This is a genomic window from Arenimonas sp. (assembly GCF_035312645.1).
In the GTDB taxonomy this organism is placed as follows: domain Bacteria; phylum Pseudomonadota; class Gammaproteobacteria; order Xanthomonadales; family Xanthomonadaceae; genus Arenimonas.
The window spans coordinates 14,966-35,697 of the sequence record NZ_DATGBO010000046.1 but is presented as its reverse complement, the minus strand read 5'-3'; the positions used below and the strand labels follow the sequence as shown (position 1 = coordinate 35,697).

19 protein-coding genes are annotated in these 20,732 nt (G+C 63.4%); 7 read left to right on the top strand and 12 right to left on the bottom strand.

Translation table 11 applies throughout. The features are described from left to right. Positions 1 to 110 precede the first annotated feature (110 nt). The 3 genes from VKM35_RS04045 to VKM35_RS04035 are packed head-to-tail and all read left to right on the top strand — an operon-like array spanning position 111 to position 3,167. Positions 111 to 1,229, top strand: a complete 1,119-nt coding sequence (locus VKM35_RS04045; RefSeq protein ID WP_324318615.1) for a glycosyltransferase family 4 protein — start codon at positions 111 to 113, stop codon at positions 1,227 to 1,229. Next, positions 1,222 to 2,148 carry an NAD-dependent epimerase/dehydratase family protein gene (locus tag VKM35_RS04040; RefSeq protein ID WP_324318613.1) on the top strand — a complete coding sequence of 309 codons (927 nt, stop codon included), beginning with the start codon at positions 1,222 to 1,224 and terminating at the stop codon, positions 2,146 to 2,148. The genes VKM35_RS04045 and VKM35_RS04040 overlap by 8 nt, the downstream gene beginning before the upstream one ends. Further along, positions 2,118 to 3,167, top strand: a complete 1,050-nt coding sequence (locus VKM35_RS04035) for a glycosyltransferase family 2 protein (protein WP_324318611.1) — start codon at positions 2,118 to 2,120, stop codon at positions 3,165 to 3,167. The genes VKM35_RS04040 and VKM35_RS04035 overlap by 31 nt, the downstream gene beginning before the upstream one ends. An 8-nt stretch (positions 3,168 to 3,175) precedes the next feature. Here the strand turns inward: VKM35_RS04035 and VKM35_RS04030 are convergent, their stop codons facing one another. From VKM35_RS04030 to VKM35_RS03985, 10 genes are all read right to left on the bottom strand, one after another. Then, the gene (locus VKM35_RS04030) at positions 3,176 to 4,687 is read right to left on the bottom strand and encodes a lipopolysaccharide biosynthesis protein (protein ID WP_324318609.1); all 1,512 of its coding nucleotides are present in this window, start codon (positions 4,685 to 4,687) and stop codon (positions 3,176 to 3,178) included. A gap of 100 nt (positions 4,688 to 4,787) precedes the next feature. Then, complete coding sequence (locus tag VKM35_RS04025) at positions 4,788 to 5,552, bottom strand: cephalosporin hydroxylase family protein (RefSeq protein ID WP_324318607.1); 765 nt, start codon at positions 5,550 to 5,552, stop codon at positions 4,788 to 4,790. Beyond that, positions 5,539 to 6,360, bottom strand: a complete 822-nt coding sequence (locus VKM35_RS04020; RefSeq protein ID WP_324318605.1) for an NAD(P)-dependent oxidoreductase — start codon at positions 6,358 to 6,360, stop codon at positions 5,539 to 5,541. The genes VKM35_RS04025 and VKM35_RS04020 overlap by 14 nt, the downstream gene beginning before the upstream one ends. Beyond that, a complete protein-coding gene (locus VKM35_RS04015; protein WP_324318603.1) occupies positions 6,357 to 6,845 on the bottom strand; it encodes an acyltransferase in 489 nt (162 codons plus the stop codon). Before VKM35_RS04015 ends, VKM35_RS04020 begins: the two co-directional genes overlap by 4 nt. Beyond that, a complete protein-coding gene (locus tag VKM35_RS04010) occupies positions 6,842 to 8,074 on the bottom strand; it encodes a class I SAM-dependent methyltransferase (RefSeq protein WP_324318601.1) in 1,233 nt (410 codons plus the stop codon). Before VKM35_RS04010 ends, VKM35_RS04015 begins: the two co-directional genes overlap by 4 nt. Beyond that, positions 8,071 to 8,634: a dTDP-4-dehydrorhamnose 3,5-epimerase family protein gene (locus VKM35_RS04005; RefSeq protein ID WP_324318600.1), complete on the bottom strand. Its 564-nt coding sequence runs from the start codon at positions 8,632 to 8,634 to the stop codon at positions 8,071 to 8,073. Before VKM35_RS04005 ends, VKM35_RS04010 begins: the two co-directional genes overlap by 4 nt. Further along, on the bottom strand, positions 8,631 to 9,713 hold the full coding sequence (gene rfbG, locus VKM35_RS04000) for a CDP-glucose 4,6-dehydratase (protein WP_324318598.1): 1,083 nt from the start codon (positions 9,711 to 9,713) through the stop codon (positions 8,631 to 8,633). The genes VKM35_RS04005 and rfbG overlap by 4 nt, the downstream gene beginning before the upstream one ends. After that, positions 9,710 to 10,480, bottom strand: a complete 771-nt coding sequence (rfbF, locus tag VKM35_RS03995; RefSeq protein WP_324318596.1) for a glucose-1-phosphate cytidylyltransferase — start codon at positions 10,478 to 10,480, stop codon at positions 9,710 to 9,712. The genes rfbG and rfbF overlap by 4 nt, the downstream gene beginning before the upstream one ends. 27 nt (positions 10,481 to 10,507) lie before the next feature. Then, the gene (locus VKM35_RS03990) at positions 10,508 to 11,488 is read right to left on the bottom strand and encodes a glycosyltransferase family A protein (protein WP_324318594.1); all 981 of its coding nucleotides are present in this window, start codon (positions 11,486 to 11,488) and stop codon (positions 10,508 to 10,510) included. A gap of 29 nt (positions 11,489 to 11,517) precedes the next feature. Beyond that, complete coding sequence (locus VKM35_RS03985) at positions 11,518 to 12,375, bottom strand: glycosyltransferase family 2 protein (protein ID WP_324318592.1); 858 nt, start codon at positions 12,373 to 12,375, stop codon at positions 11,518 to 11,520. 136 nt (positions 12,376 to 12,511) lie between these two features. On the opposite strand from VKM35_RS03985, the gene pilB reads away from it, so the two are divergent. From pilB to coaE, 4 genes are all read left to right on the top strand, one after another. Continuing rightward, the gene (gene pilB / locus VKM35_RS03980; protein WP_324318590.1) at positions 12,512 to 14,236 is read left to right on the top strand and encodes a type IV-A pilus assembly ATPase PilB; all 1,725 of its coding nucleotides are present in this window, start codon (positions 12,512 to 12,514) and stop codon (positions 14,234 to 14,236) included. Between the two features lie 108 nt (positions 14,237 to 14,344). Beyond that, positions 14,345 to 15,499, top strand: a complete 1,155-nt coding sequence (locus tag VKM35_RS03975) for a type II secretion system F family protein (RefSeq protein WP_324318647.1) — start codon at positions 14,345 to 14,347, stop codon at positions 15,497 to 15,499. Positions 15,500 to 15,505: 6 nt separating this feature from the next. Continuing rightward, entirely contained in the window at positions 15,506 to 16,375 is an 870-nt protein-coding gene (locus VKM35_RS03970; protein ID WP_324318588.1) for an A24 family peptidase, read from the top strand. A gap of 2 nt (positions 16,376 to 16,377) precedes the next feature. Further along, positions 16,378 to 16,995, top strand: a complete 618-nt coding sequence (gene coaE / locus VKM35_RS03965; RefSeq protein WP_324318586.1) for a dephospho-CoA kinase — start codon at positions 16,378 to 16,380, stop codon at positions 16,993 to 16,995. Here the strand turns inward: coaE and VKM35_RS03960 are convergent. Together VKM35_RS03960 and secA are read right to left on the bottom strand one after the other, a co-directional pair. Continuing rightward, the gene (locus VKM35_RS03960; RefSeq protein ID WP_324318584.1) at positions 16,987 to 17,976 is read right to left on the bottom strand and encodes a Nudix family hydrolase; all 990 of its coding nucleotides are present in this window, start codon (positions 17,974 to 17,976) and stop codon (positions 16,987 to 16,989) included. The genes coaE and VKM35_RS03960 overlap by 9 nt on opposite strands. 9 nt (positions 17,977 to 17,985) lie before the next feature. After that, positions 17,986 to 20,712 (bottom strand): preprotein translocase subunit SecA, encoded by a 2,727-nt coding sequence (gene secA / locus VKM35_RS03955; protein WP_324318582.1) that lies wholly within the window; start codon positions 20,710 to 20,712, stop codon positions 17,986 to 17,988. Positions 20,713 to 20,732: the final 20 nt, after the last annotated feature.

Genomic DNA, 20,732 nt, shown 5'->3' with positions numbered 1-20,732 from the left:
AACGCGCGACGGGGCGATGAAACCCGACGCAAATTTTGTAAGCTCGCCTTGCAGGCCGCCATATCAACGACCTTGCAATGCGAAATTTCCACGAGAACCCGAGCACCGCAATGCGCGTATTGATGCTGAGCACCTCGTATCCACGCGATCTTTCCGACTGGCGCGGGTTGTTCATCCGGCATCTGGTCGATGCGCTGGCGCGTGCACGCGGTGTCGAACTCTGCCTGTGGGCGCCACCAGGCGAGCTGCCTGCGAATGCCGAAGCGATCACGCTGCCGAAAGAAAAACAGTGGCTGGCCGAGCTGATGGCTGCGGGTGGCATTTCCCATCGCATGCGCCAGGGCGGAATCGGCGCCTTGCTGGCGCCGGTGAAACTGCTGCGCCTCATTGCCAAGGCGCTGCGTCGGCACACCGCGGTCGACATCTATCACGTCAACTGGCTGCAATGCGCGCTGCCCCTGCCCGGCAACGGCAAGCCAGCGCTGATCACGGTGCTTGGCAACGACATGAAATTGTTGCGTCTGCCGATGGTGAAAACCCTGCTGCGCCGGGTGATGCGCCGTCGCCGCGTCGCCATCTGTCCGAACGCGGACTGGATGCAACAACCGCTGACGGAAATTTTCGGCGACCTCGCTGAAATCAGGACCGTCGCGTTCGGCATCGATCCAACCTGGTATGCGATCAAGCGCGAACTTGCCGGCGATCGGCCACAGCGCTGGCTGGTAGTCACGCGCCTGACCCGCGACAAACTCGGCCCACTGTTCGAATGGTCGGAACCCTTGTTCCGCGAGCAGTCGCGCGAGCTGCACCTGTTCGGTCCGATGCAGGAAAACATCGAGCTTCCCGACTGGGTGCATTTCCACGGGCCAGCGTCGCCCGAACAATTGGCAAAGGAGTGGTTTCCGTACGCGCACGGTTTGATCACGCTGAGCCGGCATGCCGAAGGCCGGCCTCAGGTTATGCTCGAAGCCATGGCCGCCGGATTGCCCATCATTGCTTCGCGCATGCCCGCGCATGCCAACCTCGTCAGCGACGGCGGCACCGGCTTTCTTTGCGACGCTGTCGAGGACTACCACGCGGCCGTCGTCGCGTTGCAGGACGAATCGGGCAATCGTCGTTGCGGCGAAGCGGCGCGGGTCTGGGCCGCGCGCGAAATCGGCACCTGGGACGATTGCGCGCAGCGCTACATCGGTCTGTATTCCCGCTTGCTGGATACCGGTCATGGCTGACAGCATCCTGGTGCTCGGCGGCAACGGTTTCATCGGTCATGCGCTGAGCCAGGCGCTGGCGCAACGCGGCACGCCGGTGATCGCGGTCGGCCGTCACTCGCCGGCGAGCGCGCACGCCGGCATCGAAACCATAGTTGCCGCGCCGAACACGTCGGAAGAATTCCTGCCGCTGCTGGCGCGCTCGCGCGCTGTGGTGCACGCGGCGTCGACGTCCACTCCCGGCAGCAGCGCGGGAAATCCGCTGGCGGAAGTCGGCGGCAATCTGCAAACCAGTCTCGCGCTGCTGCAGGCGCTGCAGAGTTTCCCGGATCGGCCACTGCTGTATTTTTCCTCGGGCGGCACGCTGTACGGCGACGTCCAGGCAAAGGCCGCCAACGAAAGCGACAGCATCCGTCCGCGTTCCTACCACGGCGCCGGCAAGGCCGCCGTCGAGCATTTCATCGATGCCTGGTGCAGCCAGTTCGCCGGCGCCGCGACGGTTCTCCGCCCGTCCAACATCTATGGCCCCGGACAACACGAACGCCAGGGCTTCGCCATCATTCCCACCGCGTTCGGCAAGATGCTGCGCGATGAAGCGCTCACGGTCTGGGGCGATGGCAGCGCAGAACGCGACTATCTGTATATCGACGACCTCGTCGCGCTGTGCCTGACGATCCTCGACCGCGACATGCCGACCGGCATGCGCGTGTTGAACGCCGCCAGTGGCGTCGGCATCAGTCTCAACACGCTGTTCGAAAAGATGGAGGCGGTGTCCGGGCAGCGCTTGCAGCGCAGCCACGACGCCAGCCGCAAGGTCGACGTGGCCCGCGCGGTGATCGATGCCGGCCAGGCACGACTGGCCTATGGCTGGTCGCCGACAACCGATCTGGACGAAGGCCTGCGGCAGACATGGCGATGGTTGCGCAGTATTCCTCGCTGAGCCGGCCGACGCGGCCGCTGTGTTCGGTCTGCATCGCCAACTACAACGGCGTCGCGCTGCTGGCCGATTGCCTGGATTCGGTATTGGCGCAGAGCGGTGATCTGGAGTTCGAGATCATCGTCCACGACGACGCTTCCACCGATGGCTCGGTGGCGTGGCTGCGCGAGCGCTATCCGCAGATCGAGCTGCTTGCGAGCAAGGAGAACGTCGGCTTCTGCGTAAGCAACAACCGCATGGTGGAATACGCGCGCGGCGAATTCGTTCTGCTGCTCAACAACGACGCCGCGCTGTTCCCCGATGCCCTCGCCACACTGCGACGCTGCGCGGACCAGCAAACTCCGAAAGGAATACTCACGCTGCCGCAATACAACTGGCAGACCGGGGAACTGGTCGATCGCGGCTGCCTGCTCGATCCTTTCTGCAACCCCGTGCCCAATCTCGATGCGGCGCGCGTAGACGTGGCGATGGTGCCCGGCGCCGGTTTGTGGATTCCGCGGGCGGCATGGAACGAGCTCGGCGGATTTCCCGAGTGGATCGAATCCATCGGCGAAGATCTGTTCCTGTGCTGCCAGGCCAGGCTGCGCGGGTTGCCTGTGCAGACGACGCGGGAAAGCGGCTACCGGCATTGGCAGGGGAAAAGTTTCGGCGGCAACAAGCTGCAGGACGGGCAATTGCAAAGCACCTTCCGCCGGCGCCGCCTCAGCGAACGCAACAAGACCGCCGTGCTGTTCGTGACAACACCCGGGCCGCTGATGTGGCCGCTGCTCGCGCTGCACCTGACCGCGATGGCGATGGAGGGCTTGCTGGTGTCGATGATCAACAGCGATGTCCGCATCTGGAAGGAGATCTACTGGCCGGCGATCACTTTGCCACTGCGCGAGTTTGGCATTCTTCGCACGCGTCGAGGCCAGCTGCAATCGACGCGGCGCGGCGGATTGCGCATCTATCTGCAGCCCGTGGTTTTCCTGCCGCAGAAAATCCTGCTGTTGCTCCGCCACGGCATGCCGAAAATTCGCTGAGCGCGCACTCAGCGGGCGCGCGGTTTCAGTCCGGCAGGAAGATGGGCGAAAAACTGCGCCCGCACGATCGGCGCGGCGAACGTTGCCGCCGCCGCGATCGCAGCGAAACAGAACGCAGTCTTGACCAGCATCGCGACCCGCCCGTGCTGTTCGGGAATCACCGCGCCCAACAACAAGGCGACGGCCGCCGCCGCGACCAGCGGCAACCCGACGTCGCGTGCATACCACCGCCATTTTTCCCCGACCAGCAGCCGCCGATGCATCAACGGGATGACCACGAAAACGTACGTGGCATTGAGTCCGACCCAGATCCAGGCCGCACCGATCGCACCATGCCTGGGCACGACCCAGAACAGCGCCGGCACCACCAGCGCGATCGCCACGAGATTGACGCGGATGTTCAGCGCGGTCCAGCCTGAGGAAAGCTGCAGGAAATACGGCACTGTCATCAAGCCGTTCAACAGGCTGCCCAAGGCAATCACCACCACCAATGGATAGGTGCGTGCAGACAGGTCGATGTCGCCGGTCCATGCGCGCAGAATTTCCTGCCCCGACAACAGCAGCAGCACCGTCGCCGACCCAAGCAACACGGTGATCAACTGACAGGCCGTGTGATAAGCCAGCGCCAGACCGGCCTGGTTGTCCTGCTTGAGCAATTGCGCAAAACGCGGAAAGAACGCCTGCGTCACTGGCGCGACCAGCGCGATCGGCAACTGCGCGACGACGACGGCGAAAGCGTAATAACCGAATGCCTCCAGGGTAAGCAGGCGCGACAGCAGCACCTTGTCGATCTGGGTCAGCAACAACGACAGGAAGGTGATGGCCATGGTGCCAGCGGCAAAACGCCACACAGAACGCAGCGCCGGCAGCGAGAAACCGGCGCGGGCGAGCGCCGGCGGCAGCGCGCGATACGCCGTGGCGGCCAGCGCCGATACCGAGAGCACGGACACCAGGCACTGCCAAAGGAAATACGCCTGGATGGTCGGCGCGACGAAAGCCAGCACGATCACTGCGCCGAAGCCGCGAAACGTCGCCACGACGCTGGTCACCGCACTCAGCGCCACCTGCCGCTGCATACCGACGATGCTGCTGCGGTAGATGTTTTCGATCAGACGCAGACCGACCACCACGCCCATGATCGCGAAGGCCTGCGCCAGCACATCCGGAGCCACGCCTTTGCTCGACAACCAGGTCGACGCCAGCCAGCGCGACGACGCCCAGACCGCCAGCGCGACCGCTGTCGCGAGGCAGAAGAAAATCACTTCGACACTGCGCAGAAGGTCACGGGCCTGTTGCCCCTTCCTGCGATCATCGCCCAGGCCGGCCAGCTCCCGGCTCATTGCCGGCGTCATGCCCAGGTCGAGCAGCGACAGCCACGCCTGCAGCATCGTGTAGATGCCGATCAGGCCATAAGCCTCGATCCCGAGATAGCGGATGTAGAAGGGCACGAACGCGAACGTCATCAGCGCCGTCCAGCCGGCGCCGAAGTAATTGGCGATGACGTTTTTCTTCAGCGACATCCGCGCCGCTCTGCGTCGACCGGGATCGGCCGGATCAGGTCACGGGCACGCAGGCGCGACAGCTTTCCCTTGCGGCCAGCATCGTCGCGACAACGAATTCTCACTTGATCCTGCGCAGGAACGCATTCGGCCAATAGGTGACGCGTTCGGAAATCGCGCCTTCATTGAACGGGAATGCCGGCTCCTCGAGCACGAAGTCATCGCGCTCAGCGAGGAAGTTCGCGACCGCCGATTGCGGATTGTCGCTGATCCATTCCGGACTCGTCCGCTGCGCGCCGACCACTTCCTGCATGATCCCGTCGCAGGCGACGAGATAGGAACCGACGGCGACGAAACCTGCATAGGCGCGCAATTCCGCCAGCACGTGCGCCCGCGTGTGATTGGAGTCGAGGATCACCATCGCGCGCTCGCCCGCCGCGATCTGTTTGCCGACCGCCGCGACGACGCCGGCATCGACCGAGGAGCCTTCGATCATGCTGATCCGGTCGAACATTTCGTGCGCCTCGATCGCCTGACGATTATGCGGACGGATCTCGATATCCACGCCGATGACACGACCGTGGTTCATCGCCTTGAACAGGCTGGCGTAGAAAATCAGGCTGCCGCCGTGGGCGATGCCGGTTTCGATCACGACATCGGGCCGCTGCGCATAGATGACTTCCTGGATGCGCATCATGTCTTCGGGCAACTGGATGATCGGGCGGCCCATCCAGCTGAAACTGTAGACGTACTTCGCGTCCCAGCCGCTACGCAGCCATGCCTTCGATATCAGCTTGAACGCTTCCGGCGAACCGATCGCAAGCGTCGTACTGCCGTCCGGCCCATCGACTTCCACGAGGCCGTTTTCCATATCAATTTTCAGCATGACGTTGCTTCCTGTAATCATCAATCAATGGCGGGATCAGCGGCAGCACGGGCGTCGGTCGATAGCCGAACTCTTCACGCAGCCGGTCGATGTCGATCGGCGCCGCGACGGTGCAGGGCGCATTCTCGCGCACCGACAAGCGGGCGCCGGTCACCGTCTGGATCTGTTCGAGCAATTGCCGGTGCGTCAGGTTTGTGCCCGAACACAAGTTGTAGCAGTGGTGCCGGCCGGACAAGGCAATTTTCGGCACCTGCTCGACGACATCGCCGATCCACACATAATCCTTGGCCGAATCGAGCGCGCTTTGCAACGCGATCGCGCCATCGTCGCAGGCGGCGCGGATCAACTCGAACAGGAATTTCCCCGAACGGAAATCGGCGCCGACCACATTGCTCAATCGGACGACACGAACATTGGCACGACCACTGGCGTGGCAGAGCGCCTCCGCAGTGAGCTTTGTGAAATCGTACAAATCTTCCGGATCTTCGGGACTGAGGAAAATCCGCGCATCTTCGCGTGTGTGTTCGGCATGGCGATAGATGCGCGCCGACGACAGATACAGCAAGGAATCGAACGCCGCCCGCTCCAGCAGTTCGGCCACGAGAGCGGTGTTCGCGCGCAAAGCATCGAACGGACGCGTGCGGAAGTCGGCGGTAATTCCCGCGGCGCAAATCACATGTCCCAACGGCTCGTGCAGCAATGACGCCGCCCCGCGTACCGGCGCATTCACCTCGTGACCGAGCTTGCGCAGCGTAGCGACCAAGGCGCCGCCTATGAACCCGGATGCGCCGACGACAGTGAACTTCATTTGCGCTCACCGAGCCTGGCGAGCGGATTTCCGCCGTACACGCCATACGCTTCCAGCGCGCCGCGGACAATGCTGCCGGCTGCGACGACGCAACCGTCGCCGATCTGCGCACCATCGAGGATCACGCAATTGGCGCCGATCCAGACGTCATCGCCGATGACGATGCCGCCTTTGCCTGCACGAAAGCCCTGCTTCGCTATCGGCACGTCCCTGCGCGCGTACTCGTGGTTCACCGGCGCGAAAGTGCAGTTCGCCGCGACCAGAACGCCGCGCCCCATGCGGATGCCGTTGCCGGAATACAGCACGCATCCGGAATTGATCACCGAGTCCGGCCCGATGAACACATCGCCGACGCCGCCGACCGGCTTGATCTTGACGAAGGCGTCGATCACCACGCCTTCGGAAATATCGATGCGCGTGCCACGCACCGAATCCTCGATATCGGCGAGTGGCGAAACTTTGGCGCTGGCGTGGATGGCGATCATGCGTCCGATATCTCCAGCGCAGGAACGGCGGTGACGAAGCGACCACCCCAATCACGAATGTAGGCAAGTTGCGCGACGACTTCCTGCCGGAGGTTCCAGGGCAGGATGACGACATAATCGGGTCGGCGTTCGCGCAAGTGCGCCTCGGGGAAAATCGGAATGCGACTGCCGGGCAGGTATCGCCCCTGCTTGGCGGGATTGCGATCGACGACGAACTCGATCAGGTCAGGGCGCAGGCCGGCGAAATTCATCAAGGTATTGCCTTTCGCCGCCGCGCCGTAGGCAGCGACGGACTTGCCGCGTTTTTTTGCGTCGAGAAGAAATGCCAGAAACGCGTCCTTCACGCCTTCAGCCGCCTGCTGGAACCGCGCATAGAAATCGTCGGCCAGCATTCCGGAATGCTGCTCGCGCTGCAGGAGTTCGTCGACGCGCCCGTTGCGCTGTCGCTTGCCAGTGTCCGATCGCTGTGCGAACACCCGCAGGCTGCCGCCGTGCGTGGGATGTTCCTCGACGTCGAATACCGCCAGGCCATTCGCGGAAAAAATCCGCGTCACCGCCGACAGCGACAGATAGGAATAATGTTCGTGATAGATCGTGTCGAACTGGTTGCCGGCGACGAGTCTGAGCAGATGCGGAAACTCGAAGGTCGCCTGGCCGTCTTCCTTGAGCAGCAGCGCGAAGCCGGCGACGAAGTCGTTGATGTCCGGCACATGCGCAAGGACGTTGTTGGCGACGGTCAGATCGGCCTGCAGGCCCTTGGCGACCAGTTCGTTCGCGAGTCGCGCGCCGAAAAAATCTTCCACGATGGTGATGCCGCGGGTTCGTGCCGCCGCTGCCGTGCTCGCGGTGGGTTCGATACCCGTGCAGGGAATGCCGCGCTGCTGGAAATACTGCAGCAGGTAGCCATCATTGGCCGCGACCTCGACGACGTGACTGCCGGCGCCGAGTCCGGCACTGGCGATGATATCGGCGACGTAGCGCTCGCTATGCGCGAGCCAGCTGCTGGAGAACGCGCTGAAATACGCGTACTCGGCGTCGAACAATTCCTCCGCCCGCGCGAAATCCTCGGTCTGCACCAACCAGCAGTGCTGACAAACCAGCACGCGCAGCGGAAACCATTTTTCCGGCTGCTTCAGCGCCGCCTCGGTGAGATAGGCGTTGGATGGCGGCGCACTGCCGAGATCGAGCATCGATAGCGCGAGTTGCGCGGCGCAGTGACGGCACTTCATGGCGCAAGCCCTTCGAAACCATCGGTGATCGCTGCGTGCGCGGCATCTCGCGGCGACATTTCTCCGATCGGCAGCGGCCAACGTATGGCCAGCGTCGGATCCTGCGGATTCAATCCGGACTCGGCGGCCGGCTCGTAGGCGGTGGTGTGCAGATAAAGCATTTCGCAGTCGTCGGTGAGTGCCTGGAAGCCGTGGGCGAAGCCTTCGGGAATCAGCAGGCTGGCGTGGTTGTCGGCACTGATTATTTCGCCATGCCAGTGCAGAAAAGTGCTGGAGCCGCGGCGCAAGTCGACGGCGACATCGAAAGCCGCGCCGCGCAGGCAACTGACGATTTTCGTTTCGGCATGCGGCGGGCGCTGGTAATGCATGCCGCGCACGGCGCCGGCGTGCCGCGTGAGGCTGCGATTGATTTGCGCGATGCCGCGACCGGAAAGAAATGCCGCCATTTCCTGCGTGCAATACAGACGCTCGAAAAAGCCGCGCTCGTCGCTCACGGGTCTGCGCTGGATCCGTTGCAGTCCAGGCAGTGGCGTCGCGAGGATGTCGAAGCGTGGACTCATGCCGACGCAGCCATGTAGGCGCGGATCTGACCGCGGCTTACGGCGGCCATATCGTCACCGCGATTCATCGCGCGTTGCCAGGCAACCGTTTGCTCGACGGCCTGCGCCAGCGACCAGCGCGGTCGCCAGGAAAGCATGTCCCGTGCGGCGGAGCTGTCGAGGCGCAGCAATCCGGCTTCGTGCGGATGCCCGGAACGCGTTTCGGCTTCGACGCGGGCGCCGTCGCCCCAAGCTCGCGCCAGGATCTGCGCAACCTCGACGACTGTGGCTTCGGACTTTTCATCCGGACCGAAATTCCATGCGCGGGCGAAGCGCTCGCCTTCCGGCGAAAGCAGCCGCTGCGCCAGTTGCAGATAGCCGGCGAGCGGCTCCAGCACATGCTGCCAGGGACGCACGGCGTCGGGGTAGCGCAGGCGCAGCGGTGCGCCGGTAGCGAAAGCGCGCAGGCCATCGGGCACCAGGCGATCGTTGGCCCAGTCGCCGCCACCGATCACGTTACCGGCGCGCGCGGTTGCGACCTGCGCAGGATGACGATGCGGCCCCGTGAAAAAACTGGCGCGATAACTCGCGGCGATGATTTCCGCTGCCGCCTTGCTGGCGCTGTAGGGGTCGTGGCCGCCGAGGTGATCGGCTTCGCGATAGCCCTGGTTCCATTCTCGATTCAGATACACCTTGTCGGTGGTGATCAGCACCACCGCACGCACCGTGTCGATGCCGCGCACGGCTTCGAGCAGATTTGCCGTGCCCATGGCATTGGTGGCGAACGTGCCGAGCGCGTCGCGATAGCTTTCGCGCACCAGCGATTGTGCCGCGAGATGGAACACCACCCGCGGCTGCGCCTGCTGCAGGGCGGAACGGAGCGAAGCGCCATCGCCGAGGTCGGCGCGGACATCGGAAGCCAAGGCTGTAGCCACCTGCGCGGCGTCGAAGAATGCCGGCGTGGTCGGCGGATCCAGCGCATAACCATGCACACGCGCGCCAAGTTGTTGCAGCCACAGCGACAGCCACCCGCCCTTGAAGCCGGTATGGCCGGTCAGGAAAACCGACTGGTCCTGCCAATGCTCCGGCGCGATGTTCACCAGACTTTCCATGGCGCCTTGCCCGAGCTCCACAGGTCCTCGAGCAGCGTCTTTTCGCGCAGCGTGTCCATCGGCTGCCAGAAGCCGGGATGTTCGAATGCCTGCAGTTGTCCGGTACGCGCAAGCGTTGCCAGGGGTGCGCCCTCCCAACTGGTCGCATCGCCTTCGATCAAATCAAGGCATTTCGGCGAGAGCACGAAAAAGCCGCCGTTGATCAGGCCGCCGTCGCCGCGCGGTTTCTCGGTAAATCCGGTGACCGCCGTGCCGGCGAGCGTCAACGCGCCGTAACGGCCCGGCGGCTGCACGGCGGTGACCGTCGCGTTTTTTCCGTGCTCGCGGTGGAAGGCGATCTGCCGCGTGATGTCGACATCGGCGACGCCATCGCCATACGTGAAGCAGAAGGCCTCATCATCCTGCACATAGCGCGCGACCCGGCGCAGACGGCCGCCGGTCATGGTTTCTTCGCCGGTATCGACCAGAGTGACTTTCCAGGGCTCGGCGTGGCGTTCGTGCACCTGCATCTGGTTGCTCGCCATGTCGAAGGTGACATCGGACATGTGCAGGAAATAGTTGGCGAAGTATTCCTTGATGATGTAGCCCTTGTAGCCGCAGCAGATGACGAACTCGTTCACGCCATGGGCCGAATACATCTTGAGGATGTGCCAGAGGATCGGCTTGCCGCCGATCTCGATCATTGGCTTGGGCTTGAGGTGGGTTTCCTCGGAAATCCGGGTGCCCAGGCCGCCGGCAAGAATCACAGCTTTCAACGCACCTCTCCTTGAACTTGCCCAACCTCAGGAATGCCTCAGCCCCGCTTTTCCACGCCGCGCAACCCAGGACAGGCTGAGCCGGCGGAACAGCAAAAGAGCTTTGTGGAACAGCCGGATCACCCGCAGCTGATGCAGGATCCACAGCACGGCGATCGTCGATGGCCAGAAGCTGCGGCGCATTTCGCTGGCCTCCCGGACATGCCGGAAACCGGAGCGATCCGCGGCCATCAAAACCGTGAGGAAGCGCTTCAACCACAGCATCGGCAACCCGCGCATGACTATGCCATTTTTCTGGCAGAACGCCCTATAGTGCTGCGCCTCCCGGATCGCGGTATCGACGAGCAGCGCCGGGTCGGCCTTGAGCAGGGTCGAGGCGTTTTCGCCATCGCTGTTCCAGGAACCCGTGGTCACCTTGCTGATGTAGGCGTCGTATTTGCAGAACAGGCAGGTGAGCAGCATGCCGTCGCCGACGTTGCCCAGATCTTCGTGGAAGACGAAGTCACCGGCGGTTTCCGCGCGCAGCAGGCAGTTGGTGATCAGCGGGTAGTGCCCGCTCAGGCATTTGAAGACCGTGGTGTTCGCCGGGTAGAAGCCTTCCTGCCAGGCATCGAGCTGGCTCTTGACGACTTCGCCGTGCAACAGGGTCGGCGCATTGCAGGCGACGAAACGGATGCGCGGGTCTTTGCCGAAACAGGCCAGTGCCGTTTCGAGGAAGCAGGGCTCGTACTCGTCATCGTCGGTAAGCACGCAAAAGAAATCTGCCGTGACCAGGCTGCGGATCGCATTGAAGTTGGCGATCATCCCGATGTTGCGCTCGCGGCGCACGTAGGTGATGCGCGGGTCGGCGGCCATCAATGCGGCCACGACGGCGGGCGTGTCGTCTTCGGAGTGGTTGTCGAGAATGACCACCTCCGCGTCCCCGGCCGTCTGGGCGAGCACGCTTTCCACGGCCCGCGCGAGTTTCGCCGAGCGGTTGAAGGTGGGGATGAAAACCTGGACGCTCATCTGCTGCGCGCGATCTTCCACGGGGCCGGTTATTGCTCGCGGCCTTTCACATAGGTCAACGAAGTGATCTGCTCGGAGACCAGGCCGATCAGGAAAACGATGACCGATGCGCTCAACAGCAGCGCGCTCATGTTGGTGAAGCGACCTTCGGTGATGAAGGTATAGGCGTAGTTGCCCAGGCCGAGCAGGGCGAACACGATCGCCGCCGGCGCGAACAGCTTCAGCGGCGAATACAAGGTGGCGATCTTGAAGATGATCAGCAGGAAGCGCACACCGTCGCGCAGCGGCTTGATGTGGCTTTTGCCCAGCCGCTTGGCCACCGGGATCGGGTGATAGGCGACGGCGTAGGCGCTGCGGAAGAACGCCATGGTGATGGTGGTCGGGTAGGAAAAGCCGTTCGGCAGCAGGTGCAGGAATTCCTTGAACTTGTCGGCGCGGACCACCCGGAAACCCGAGGTCAGGTCGGCGACCTGGAACCCCGTCATCAGGCTGGCGACCCGGTTGTAGAGGCCGTTCGCGAGCCCCCGGCCGACGCTGGCCTGACCGTCCCAGCCGCGAGCGCCGACGACCATGTCGTAGCCTTCATCGAGACGGGCGATCAGTGGCGGGATCAACGCGGCGTCGTGCTGGCCGTCGGCGTCCATGAACATCAGTACCTCGCCGGTCGCCGCGCGGGCGCCGCGTTTGATCGCCGCGCCATTGCCCATCGAGTAGGGCGAGCTGAGCACGGTGGCGCCGAACTCGCGGGCGACCGCGGCGGTGTCGTCGCTGGAGCCATCATCGACCACGATAACTTCGGCGTCCGGAAGGACGGCGCGCACCCCGGGCAATGTCCGGCGCAGGCCTTCAGCCTCGTTTTTCGCTGGCAGAATCAAGCTTATCCGCATTTATCCGGTCCCCGTGCAGGGCCACAGGGTATCCTGAAGGCCGGTCGGGAGCCACGCCGGACCGGGCCCGCGGCCAGGTGCTACGCCAGATTAGAAAATTGCGGTAAAGTCCGGGAGCTACTGGGGAAAGTCCGCCATGAATGTTGCCACCGCAAACCTTGCAGGCATCACCGGCATCACCCGCCGGCTCGTGCTGGACGGGGCGCTGAGCGAAGCCGACGCCCGCAAGGCGCTGGACGAAGCAAGCAAGGTCAAGAAACAGGCCCAGGCCTATCTGCTTGAGCAGCGCCTGGTCAATTCGGCGCAGATCGCCGCCGCCAATTCCGTCGAATTCGGCATGCCGCTGTTCGACCCGACTGCGATGGACATGCGCTTCTCCGCCGCCAAGTCGATCAGCGAGGAGCTGATCCAGAAGCACCTGGCGCTGCCGCTGTTCAAGCGCGGCAATCGTCTTTACGTAGCAATCTCCGACCCGACCAACACGCGGGCACTGGACGAAATCAAGTTTGCCGCCAACCTGTCGGTCGAGCCCATCCTTGTTGACGACGAGCGCCTGCGCAAAGCGGTCGAGCTGGCCTTGTCCAACAGCGACACCATGGACACCGGCATGGGCGACGACGAGGGGTTGGAAAACCTCGAGTCGACCGGCGGCGAGGATGACGCCAACGATTCGGCGATGGACACCAAGGGCGGCGACGACACGCCGGTGGTGAAATTCGTCAACAAGGTGTTGCTCGACGCGATCAAGCGCGGCGCCTCGGACATCCACTTCGAACCCTACGAAAACGACTTCCGCGTCCGTCTGCGCATGGACGGCATTCTGCGCGCCGTGGCCAAGGCCCCGGTCAAGTTGCATCCGCGCATTTCCGCCCGCCTCAAGGTCATGGCCCAGCTCGACATCGCCGAGCGCCGCGTGCCGCAGGACGGACGCATCAAGCTCAACATTTCCAAAACCAAGCAGATGGACTTCCGCGTCAGCACCTGCCCGACGCTGTTCGGCGAGAAGATCGTGCTGCGACTGCTGGATGGCTCCGCGGCAAAGCTGGGCATCGACAAGCTCGGTTACGAGGAAGACCAGAAGCAGTTGTATCTGGACGCGCTGGCCAAGCCTTACGGCATGATCCTGGTGACCGGCCCGACTGGCTCGGGCAAGACGGTGTCGCTGTACACCGGCCTCAATATCCTCAACACCGACGAGCGCAACATCTCCACCGCCGAAGACCCGGTCGAAATCCGCGTCCCGGGCATCAACCAGGTGCAGATGAGCCAGAAGAAGGGCATGACCTTCGCCGTCGCGCTGCGCTCGTTCCTGCGTCAGGATCCGGACGTGATCATGGTCGGCGAGATCCGCGACCTGGAAACCGCCGAGATCGCGATCAAGGCCGCGCAGACCGGCCACATGGTGCTCTCGACCCTGCACACCAACGATGCCCCGCAGACGATTTCGCGCCTGATGAACATGGGCATCGCGCCCTACAACATCACCAGTTCGGTCACCATCGTGATCGCCCAGCGCCTGGCACGCCGACTGCACGATGCCTGCAAGCGCGAAGTACAGCTGCCCGATGCGGCGTTGCGCGCCGAGGGTTACACCGAGGCGGAAGTGAAGGCCGGCATCAAGATCTACGAGGCCGTCGGCTGCGCTGACTGCAACGAAGGCTACAAGGGCCGCATGGGCATCTACCAGGTCATGCCGATGTCCGAAGAAATCCAGAGGATCATCCTCGAAGGCGGCAACGCCATGCAGATTGCCGACGCATCCCTGCGCTCGGGCATTCGCGACCTTCGCCTCTCCGCCCTGCTCAAGGCCAAGAACGGTCTGACGAGCCTGGCCGAAATCAACCGCGTCACCAAGGACTAAGCCATGGCAACGACCAAAGCCACCGCGACCAAAGCCCCCGCGACCGCCGCCCGAGCCAATCCTTTCGAGGTGTTCGTGTGGGAAGGCACCGACAAGCGCGGCACCAAGATGAAGGGCGAGTCGCAGTCCAAGAGCGCGAACTTCCTGCGCGCTGAGCTGCGCAAGCAAGGCATCAATCCGACCATCGTCAAGCCCAAGCCCAAGCCGCTGTTCGGCCAAGCCGGTCAGCGCATCAGCTCGCTCGACATCGCCGTGTTCAGCCGTCAGATCGCCACGATGCTGGCCTCCGGCGTGCCGATGGTGCAGAGCTTCGAGATCCTTTCCGGCGGCCAGAAAAATCCGCGCATGAAGGACATGCTCGAAGGCGTCCGCGACAGTCTTTCCGGCGGCTCCAGCCTGTACGAATCGCTGGGCAAGTATCCGGTGCAGTTCGACGAGCTGTACCGCAACCTGGTGCGCGCCGGTGAAGGCGCCGGTGTGCTCGACACGGTTCTCGACACGCTGGCGACCTACAAGGAACGCATCGAGGCCCTGAAAGGCAAGATCAAGAAAGCGCTGTTCTACCCGATCGGCGTGCTCGCCATCGCCCTGCTGGTGTCGTCGATCCTGCTGATCTTCGTGATCCCGCAGTTCGAGGAAGTGTTCAAGAACTTCGGCGCCGAACTGCCGGCTTTCACCATGATGTACGTGCATGCCTCGCGCTTCATGGTGTCCTACTGGTGGCTGGTGCTGCTGGTGGTGATCGGCAGCATCGTCGGCTTCATGACCATCTTCAAACGCTCGGTCAAGGTCCAGCATTTCGTTGACCGGTTCATGCTGAAAGTGCCGGTCATCGGCCAGATCCTGCACCAGTCGGCGATCGCCCGTTTCTCCCGCACCCTCGCGCTGACCTTCAAGGCCGGTGTGCCGCTGGTGGAAGCCCTCGACATCACCGCCGGCGCCACCGGCAGCGTGATCTACAACGAAGCGGTCAAGCGCATCTCCCAGGACGTCGCGGTCGGTTACCAGCTGAACATGGCGATGAAGCAGGTCAACATCTTCCCGCACATGGTCACGCAGATGACCGCGATCGGCGAAGAATCCGGCGCCCTCGACACGATGCTGTTCAAGGTCGCGGATTTCTACGAACAGGAAGTCAACAACGCCGTCGACGCCCTGGCCAGCCTGCTCGAGCCTTTCATCATGGTGATCATCGGCATCATGGTCGGCAGCATGGTGATCGCGATGTACCTGCCCATCTTCAAACTCGCTGCGACCATCTGATCGCGAATGTTTGAATTCCTGGCGGAAAATCCCGCGGCGGCCGTCACGGCCGCCCTTGTTCTGGGTTTGTTGATCGGCAGCTTTCTCAACGTGGTCATCCTGCGCCTGCCGCGGCGCCTGGAATGGCAGTGGAAGCACGACAGCCGCGAACTCCTGGAGTTGACCGAGCCTTACGATCCGGCGCCGCCGGGCATCGTCATCGAGGCTTCGCATTGCCCGCATTGCGGCCACAAGCTGGCGATCTGGGAAAACATTCCGCTGCTGAGTTTCATCGCGTTGCGCGGCAAGTGCCGGCAATGCAAGACGGCGATCAGCTGGCAGTATCCCGCGGTCGAGCTGATCACCGGCCTGATGTTCGCCGCCTGCGTCTGGCGTTTCGGCATCGGCTGGGAAAGCGGCCTCGGCCTGCTGTTCAGTGCGGCACTGGTGGCGCTGTCCGGCATCGACCTGCGCACCACCTACCTGCCCGATCAACTCACCTACCCCCTGCTCTGGTTGGGCCTGCTCGCGAGCGTGATCACCGTCTACGTCGATCCGGTCTCGGCCATTCTCGGTGCGGCCGTCGGCTATCTGAGCCTGTGGAGCGTGTACTGGCTGTTCAAGCTGGTCACCGGCAAGGAAGGCATGGGTTACGGCGACTTCAAGCTGATGGCGGCACTGGGCGCCTGGTGCGGCATCAAGGCGATCCTGCCGATCCTGTTGATCGCTTCCCTGGTCGGCGCGGTGATCGGCTCGCTGTGGTTGTTGGCGAAGGGCCGCGACCGCGGCACGCAGATCCCGTTCGGCCCGTATCTGGCCATCGCCGGCTGGATCCATTTCATTCTCGCCACAGACCTGCTCGGCAGCTATCTGCGCTGGTCTTCGCCGGCGAGCTGAGCATGGCCAGGTTCGTGGTCGCCATCACCGGCGGCATCGCCTCGGGCAAAAGCGAACTCGCCCGCCAGTTCGAAAGCCTCGCTGTCACCGTGGTCGATGCCGACGTCGCGGCGCGCAGCGTAGTTGCGGCCGGGCAGCCCGCGCTGACGGAAATCTTCGAACGCTTTGGCCCGACGCTGCGCAAGGATGACGGCGAACTCGATCGCGGCCGCCTGCGCGAAATCATCTTCGCTGACGATCAAGCCAAGCGCGACCTCGAGGCGATCACCCATCCGCGTATCCGCCAGCTACTCGCGGAGCAGTGCGCGGCGGCCGGCGGCACCTATGCACTGGTCGCGATTCCATTGCTCACCGAAGGCGGCGGCAAGACGGCGTACCCGTGGCTGCAACGCATCCTGGTGGTCGATACGCCGATCGAAATCCAGCGCGCGCGCTTGATCGCCCGCGACCGTGTCGACTACGAACTGGCCGAACGCATGATCGCTGCGCAGGCCAGCCGCAGCCAGCGCCTGGCGATCGCCGACGATGTCGTGATCAACGATGCCGACGCCGAAGATCTGCAGGCGCCGGCGCAGCGCCTGGATGCGCTGTATCGCCAGCTGGCGATCCGCTCAGGCTGAATCGGCGGGCCAGAAGCCGCGAATCGCAGCGATACCTTGCGCACCATGCTGGCGCGCCGCCGGCAGATCGCCGCGACCCAGCCCTCCCAACGCGTAGATCGGCAGCGATACCTGTTCGCGCAACTCGGCGAATCCCCGCCAGCCCAGCGCGGCCTGGCCGGGGTGCGAGCTGGTGGTCGCCACCGCTCCGAGCACGACGAAATCCGCGCCCAGCGCCTGCGCACGCCGCAACTCTTCCGCGTCATGGCACGAAGCCGCGAGCAGCTGCTCCGCGGGAAATGATCGCCTATCGAAGGCAGCAAGTTGTGCGGCCTGCAGATGCAGCCCGCAACCAAGCTCCCGGGCCAACGCGATATCGCCATTGATCAGCAGCTGCGCACCGGAATGATCACAACGCTGCTTCATCGCCACGGCCAGGGCACGCAATCGTGCCGGCGGCAGTTTGCGACTGCGCAATTGCAGCCGACGAATTCCGGCGATCAAAGCGAGCTCGACCTTCGCGAGAAAATCGTCATCGCTATCCGCATCATCGTCACCGGGGTCCGGGGTGATCAGATATTCCGCGGGCTGGTTGAGCGCTGCGACGACCGGAATGTCCGCCGGCGGCATCGGATAGCTGGCGAGTTTCGCGCTCGGCGACCAGGCCAGGGCCTGTTTTTCCAAGCCGCGAGGCGTGCCGTGATATTCCAACACGCGATGGACGTCGAGCAGGATGCGTTTGTCAGGATAGATCTGTGGCACCGCGATCAACGGTTCGATCGCATCGACGCGGATGCCCAATTCTTCGCCCAATTCGCGATCCAGCGCCTGCAGCGCCGATTCGCCGGGCTCGACCTTGCCACCGGGAAATTCCCAGGCACCGGCCAGGTCGCGACCGGCGGTGCGGCGTGCGATCAGGATGCGGCCGCGGGCATCGCTGAGGACGCCCGCGACCACATGGATCACGTCATCGGCGAGCTGGCGATGCCGGTCGCCGCCCATGCGATCAACTCAGGAAAGTTGACCGTGGCATTGCTTGAATTTCTTGCCCGAGCCACAGGGGCAGGGATCGTTGCGGCCGACCTTCGGGCCAGCCAGCACGCCCTCGCCCGCCGCGAGCAAGGCCTGCGCCTGCGCGGCTTCTTCGTCGGCACCGTAACCGCCGGTATCGGCATGCTGGAACTGCATGCGGCCAAGCTGCGCTTCCTGACGCTGGCGTTCGGCGGCTTCCATCTGCGCGACTTCTTCCTCGTCGCGGATGCGCACGCGCGCCAGCATCGTGATCACTTCGCGCTTGACGCGCTCAAGCATCTCGGTGAACAGCTCGAAGCTCTCGCGCTTGTATTCCTGCTTGGGCTGCTTCTGCGCGTAACCACGCAGATGGATGCCCTGGCGCAGGTAATCCATGCGCGCCAGATGCTCCTTCCAGCTCTGGTCGAGCACGTTCAGCATCAGGTGTTTTTCCAGGTGCCGCATGATGTCGGGCGAAAGCTGCGCTTCCTTCTCCGCGAAATGCTTCTCGCCGGCGGCGATCACATGACTGGCGACGCCGGTGGCATCGAGCTCGGCGCTGGTCGCGATCAGCTGACGGAGGTCGACTTCGATACCGAAGTCGTCGGCCAGTGAACGCTGCAGGCCGTCGACGTCCCATTGTTCGTCGATGGAATTTTCAGGCACATAACGGCGCGACTGCTCGGCGAAAACGTCTTCACGGATCGCGTCGATCGATTCCTGCACCGATTCCGATTCCAGCAATTCGTCGCGCTGCTGGTAGATCACCTTGCGCTGGTCGTTGGCGACGTCGTCGAAATCGAGCAGGTTCTTGCGGATGTCGAAGTTGTGCGCTTCGACCTTGCGCTGCGCGTTCTGGATTTGCTTGGTCACCAGACTCGATTCGATGACCTCGTGTTCCTTCATGCCCATGCGGCGCATCGCGGTCTGCACCCACTCGGCGGCGAAGATGCGCATCAGGTTGTCTTCGAGCGACAGATAGAAGCGAGAAGAGCCGGCATCGCCTTGGCGACCCGAACGACCGCGCAACTGGTTGTCGATGCGGCGCGACTCGTGGCGCTCGGTGCCAATGATATGCAGGCCGCCGAGAGCAAGCACTTCGTCGTGGTGCTTCTGCCATTCGGACTTGGCGCGGGCTTTGTCGAGTTCGGAGGCGTCTTCGCCCAGCGTATGCAGTTCGGCTTCGAGACTGCCGCCGAGCACGATGTCGGTACCGCGACCGGCCATGTTGGTGGCGATGGTGACGGCCTTGGCGCGACCTGCCTGGGCAACGATCTGCGCCTCGCGCTCATGTTGCTTGGCGTTGAGCACCTCATGCGGAATCTTCGACAGCGCGAGCTGGTTGGCGACGAGCTCGGAGGTTTCGATCGAGGTCGTACCGACCAGCACCGGCTGGCCGCGGCTGTAGCAATCCTTGATGTCCTCGATCACCGCGTCGAACTTCGCCTGGCGGGTCAGATAGACCAGATCGGAATGGTCCTTGCGCACCATCGGGCGATGGGTCGGGATCACCACCACTTCCAGGCCGTAAATGCTCTGGAATTCGTAGGCTTCGGTGTCAGCCGTGCCGGTCATGCCGGACAGCTTGGAATACATGCGGAAATAGTTCTGGAAAGTGATCGAGGCCAGCGTCTGGTTTTCGCGCTGGATGTCCACGCCTTCCTTGGCCTCGACTGCCTGGTGCAGGCCATCGGACCAGCGCCGGCCAGCCAGGGTGCGACCGGTGAATTCGTCGACGATGATGACTTCGCCGTCGCGCACGATGTAATCGACATCGCGCTGGTAGATCGCATGCGCGCGCAAGGCGGCATTGAGGTGATGAACCACCGCGAGATTGTTGGCGCTGTATAGGCCATCGTCGGCGGCAAGAATGCCGTCGCGGCGCAGCAGTTCTTCGGCGTGCTCCATGCCGGCTTCGGACAGATGCACCTGCTTCTGTTTCTCGTCGAGCCAGAAATCGCCGATGCCGTCTTCTTTTTCCTGCTTGGTCAGGCGCGGCACGATCTTGTTGACCTTGATGTAAAGCTCGGGCGATTCGTCGGCGGGACCGGAGATGATCAGCGGCGTGCGCGCCTCATCGATCAGGATCGAGTCGACTTCGTCGACGATCGCGTAAAACAGGCCGCGCTGGAAACGGTCTTCGCTGGCCAACGCCATGTTGTCGCGCAGGTAGTCAAAACCGTATTCGTTGTTCGTGCCATAGGTGATGTCGGCCGAGTACGCGCCTTTCTTGTCCGCGTGCGGCATGCCGGGATAGACGACGCCGACGCTCATGCCGAGGAAGTTGTAGAGCTTGCCCATCCAGGCCGAGTCGCGGCGGGCGAGATAGTCGTTGACGGTGACGACGTGCACGCCCTTGCCGGCGAGTGCGTTGAGGTAGACCGGCAGGGTCGCGACCAGCGTCTTGCCTTCGCCTGTACGCATTTCGGCGATGCGGCCGGAGTGCAGGACCATGCCGCCGATCATCTGCACGTCGTAATGGCGCAGGCCTAGCGCGCGCAGCGAACCTTCGCGGCAGACGGCGAAGGCTTCGGGCAGCAGCTGGTCTAGCGTCGCGCCTTCGGCGATGCGCTTGCGGAACTCATCGGTCTTGCCGCGCAGTTGGTCGTCGCTGAGTTTCTGCAACTCCGGTTCCAGCGCATTGATGCGTGCGACGTTCTTCTGGAACTGGCGCAGCAGGCGTTCGTTGCGGCTGCCGAAAAGGCGGGTGAGCAGGCTGTTGAGCATGGATAAACCAGATAGGGAAG

Excerpts from the sequence above, each read along its gene's own strand:
- VKM35_RS04045 (WP_324318615.1), top strand. The coding sequence starts at position 111 with ATGCGCGTATTGATGCTGAGCACCTCGTATCCACGCGATCTTTCCGAC.
- VKM35_RS04040 (WP_324318613.1), top strand. The coding sequence starts at position 1,222 with ATGGCTGACAGCATCCTGGTGCTCGGCGGCAACGGTTTCATCGGTCAT.
- VKM35_RS04035 (WP_324318611.1), top strand. The coding sequence starts at position 2,118 with ATGGCGATGGTTGCGCAGTATTCCTCGCTGAGCCGGCCGACGCGGCCG.
- VKM35_RS04030 (WP_324318609.1), bottom strand. The coding sequence starts at position 4,687 with ATGTCGCTGAAGAAAAACGTCATCGCCAATTACTTCGGCGCCGGCTGG.
- VKM35_RS04025 (WP_324318607.1), bottom strand. The coding sequence starts at position 5,552 with ATGCTGAAAATTGATATGGAAAACGGCCTCGTGGAAGTCGATGGGCCG.
- VKM35_RS04020 (WP_324318605.1), bottom strand. The coding sequence starts at position 6,360 with ATGAAGTTCACTGTCGTCGGCGCATCCGGGTTCATAGGCGGCGCCTTG.
- VKM35_RS04015 (WP_324318603.1), bottom strand. The coding sequence starts at position 6,845 with ATGATCGCCATCCACGCCAGCGCCAAAGTTTCGCCACTCGCCGATATC.
- VKM35_RS04010 (WP_324318601.1), bottom strand. The coding sequence starts at position 8,074 with ATGAAGTGCCGTCACTGCGCCGCGCAACTCGCGCTATCGATGCTCGAT.
- VKM35_RS04005 (WP_324318600.1), bottom strand. The coding sequence starts at position 8,634 with ATGAGTCCACGCTTCGACATCCTCGCGACGCCACTGCCTGGACTGCAA.
- VKM35_RS03990 (WP_324318594.1), bottom strand. The coding sequence starts at position 11,488 with ATGAGCGTCCAGGTTTTCATCCCCACCTTCAACCGCTCGGCGAAACTC.
- VKM35_RS03985 (WP_324318592.1), bottom strand. The coding sequence starts at position 12,375 with ATGCGGATAAGCTTGATTCTGCCAGCGAAAAACGAGGCTGAAGGCCTG.
- pilB (WP_324318590.1), top strand. The coding sequence starts at position 12,512 with ATGAATGTTGCCACCGCAAACCTTGCAGGCATCACCGGCATCACCCGC.
- VKM35_RS03975 (WP_324318647.1), top strand. The coding sequence starts at position 14,345 with ATGAAGGGCGAGTCGCAGTCCAAGAGCGCGAACTTCCTGCGCGCTGAG.
- VKM35_RS03970 (WP_324318588.1), top strand. The coding sequence starts at position 15,506 with ATGTTTGAATTCCTGGCGGAAAATCCCGCGGCGGCCGTCACGGCCGCC.
- coaE (WP_324318586.1), top strand. The coding sequence starts at position 16,378 with ATGGCCAGGTTCGTGGTCGCCATCACCGGCGGCATCGCCTCGGGCAAA.
- VKM35_RS03960 (WP_324318584.1), bottom strand. The coding sequence starts at position 17,976 with ATGGGCGGCGACCGGCATCGCCAGCTCGCCGATGACGTGATCCATGTG.
- secA (WP_324318582.1), bottom strand. The coding sequence starts at position 20,712 with ATGCTCAACAGCCTGCTCACCCGCCTTTTCGGCAGCCGCAACGAACGC.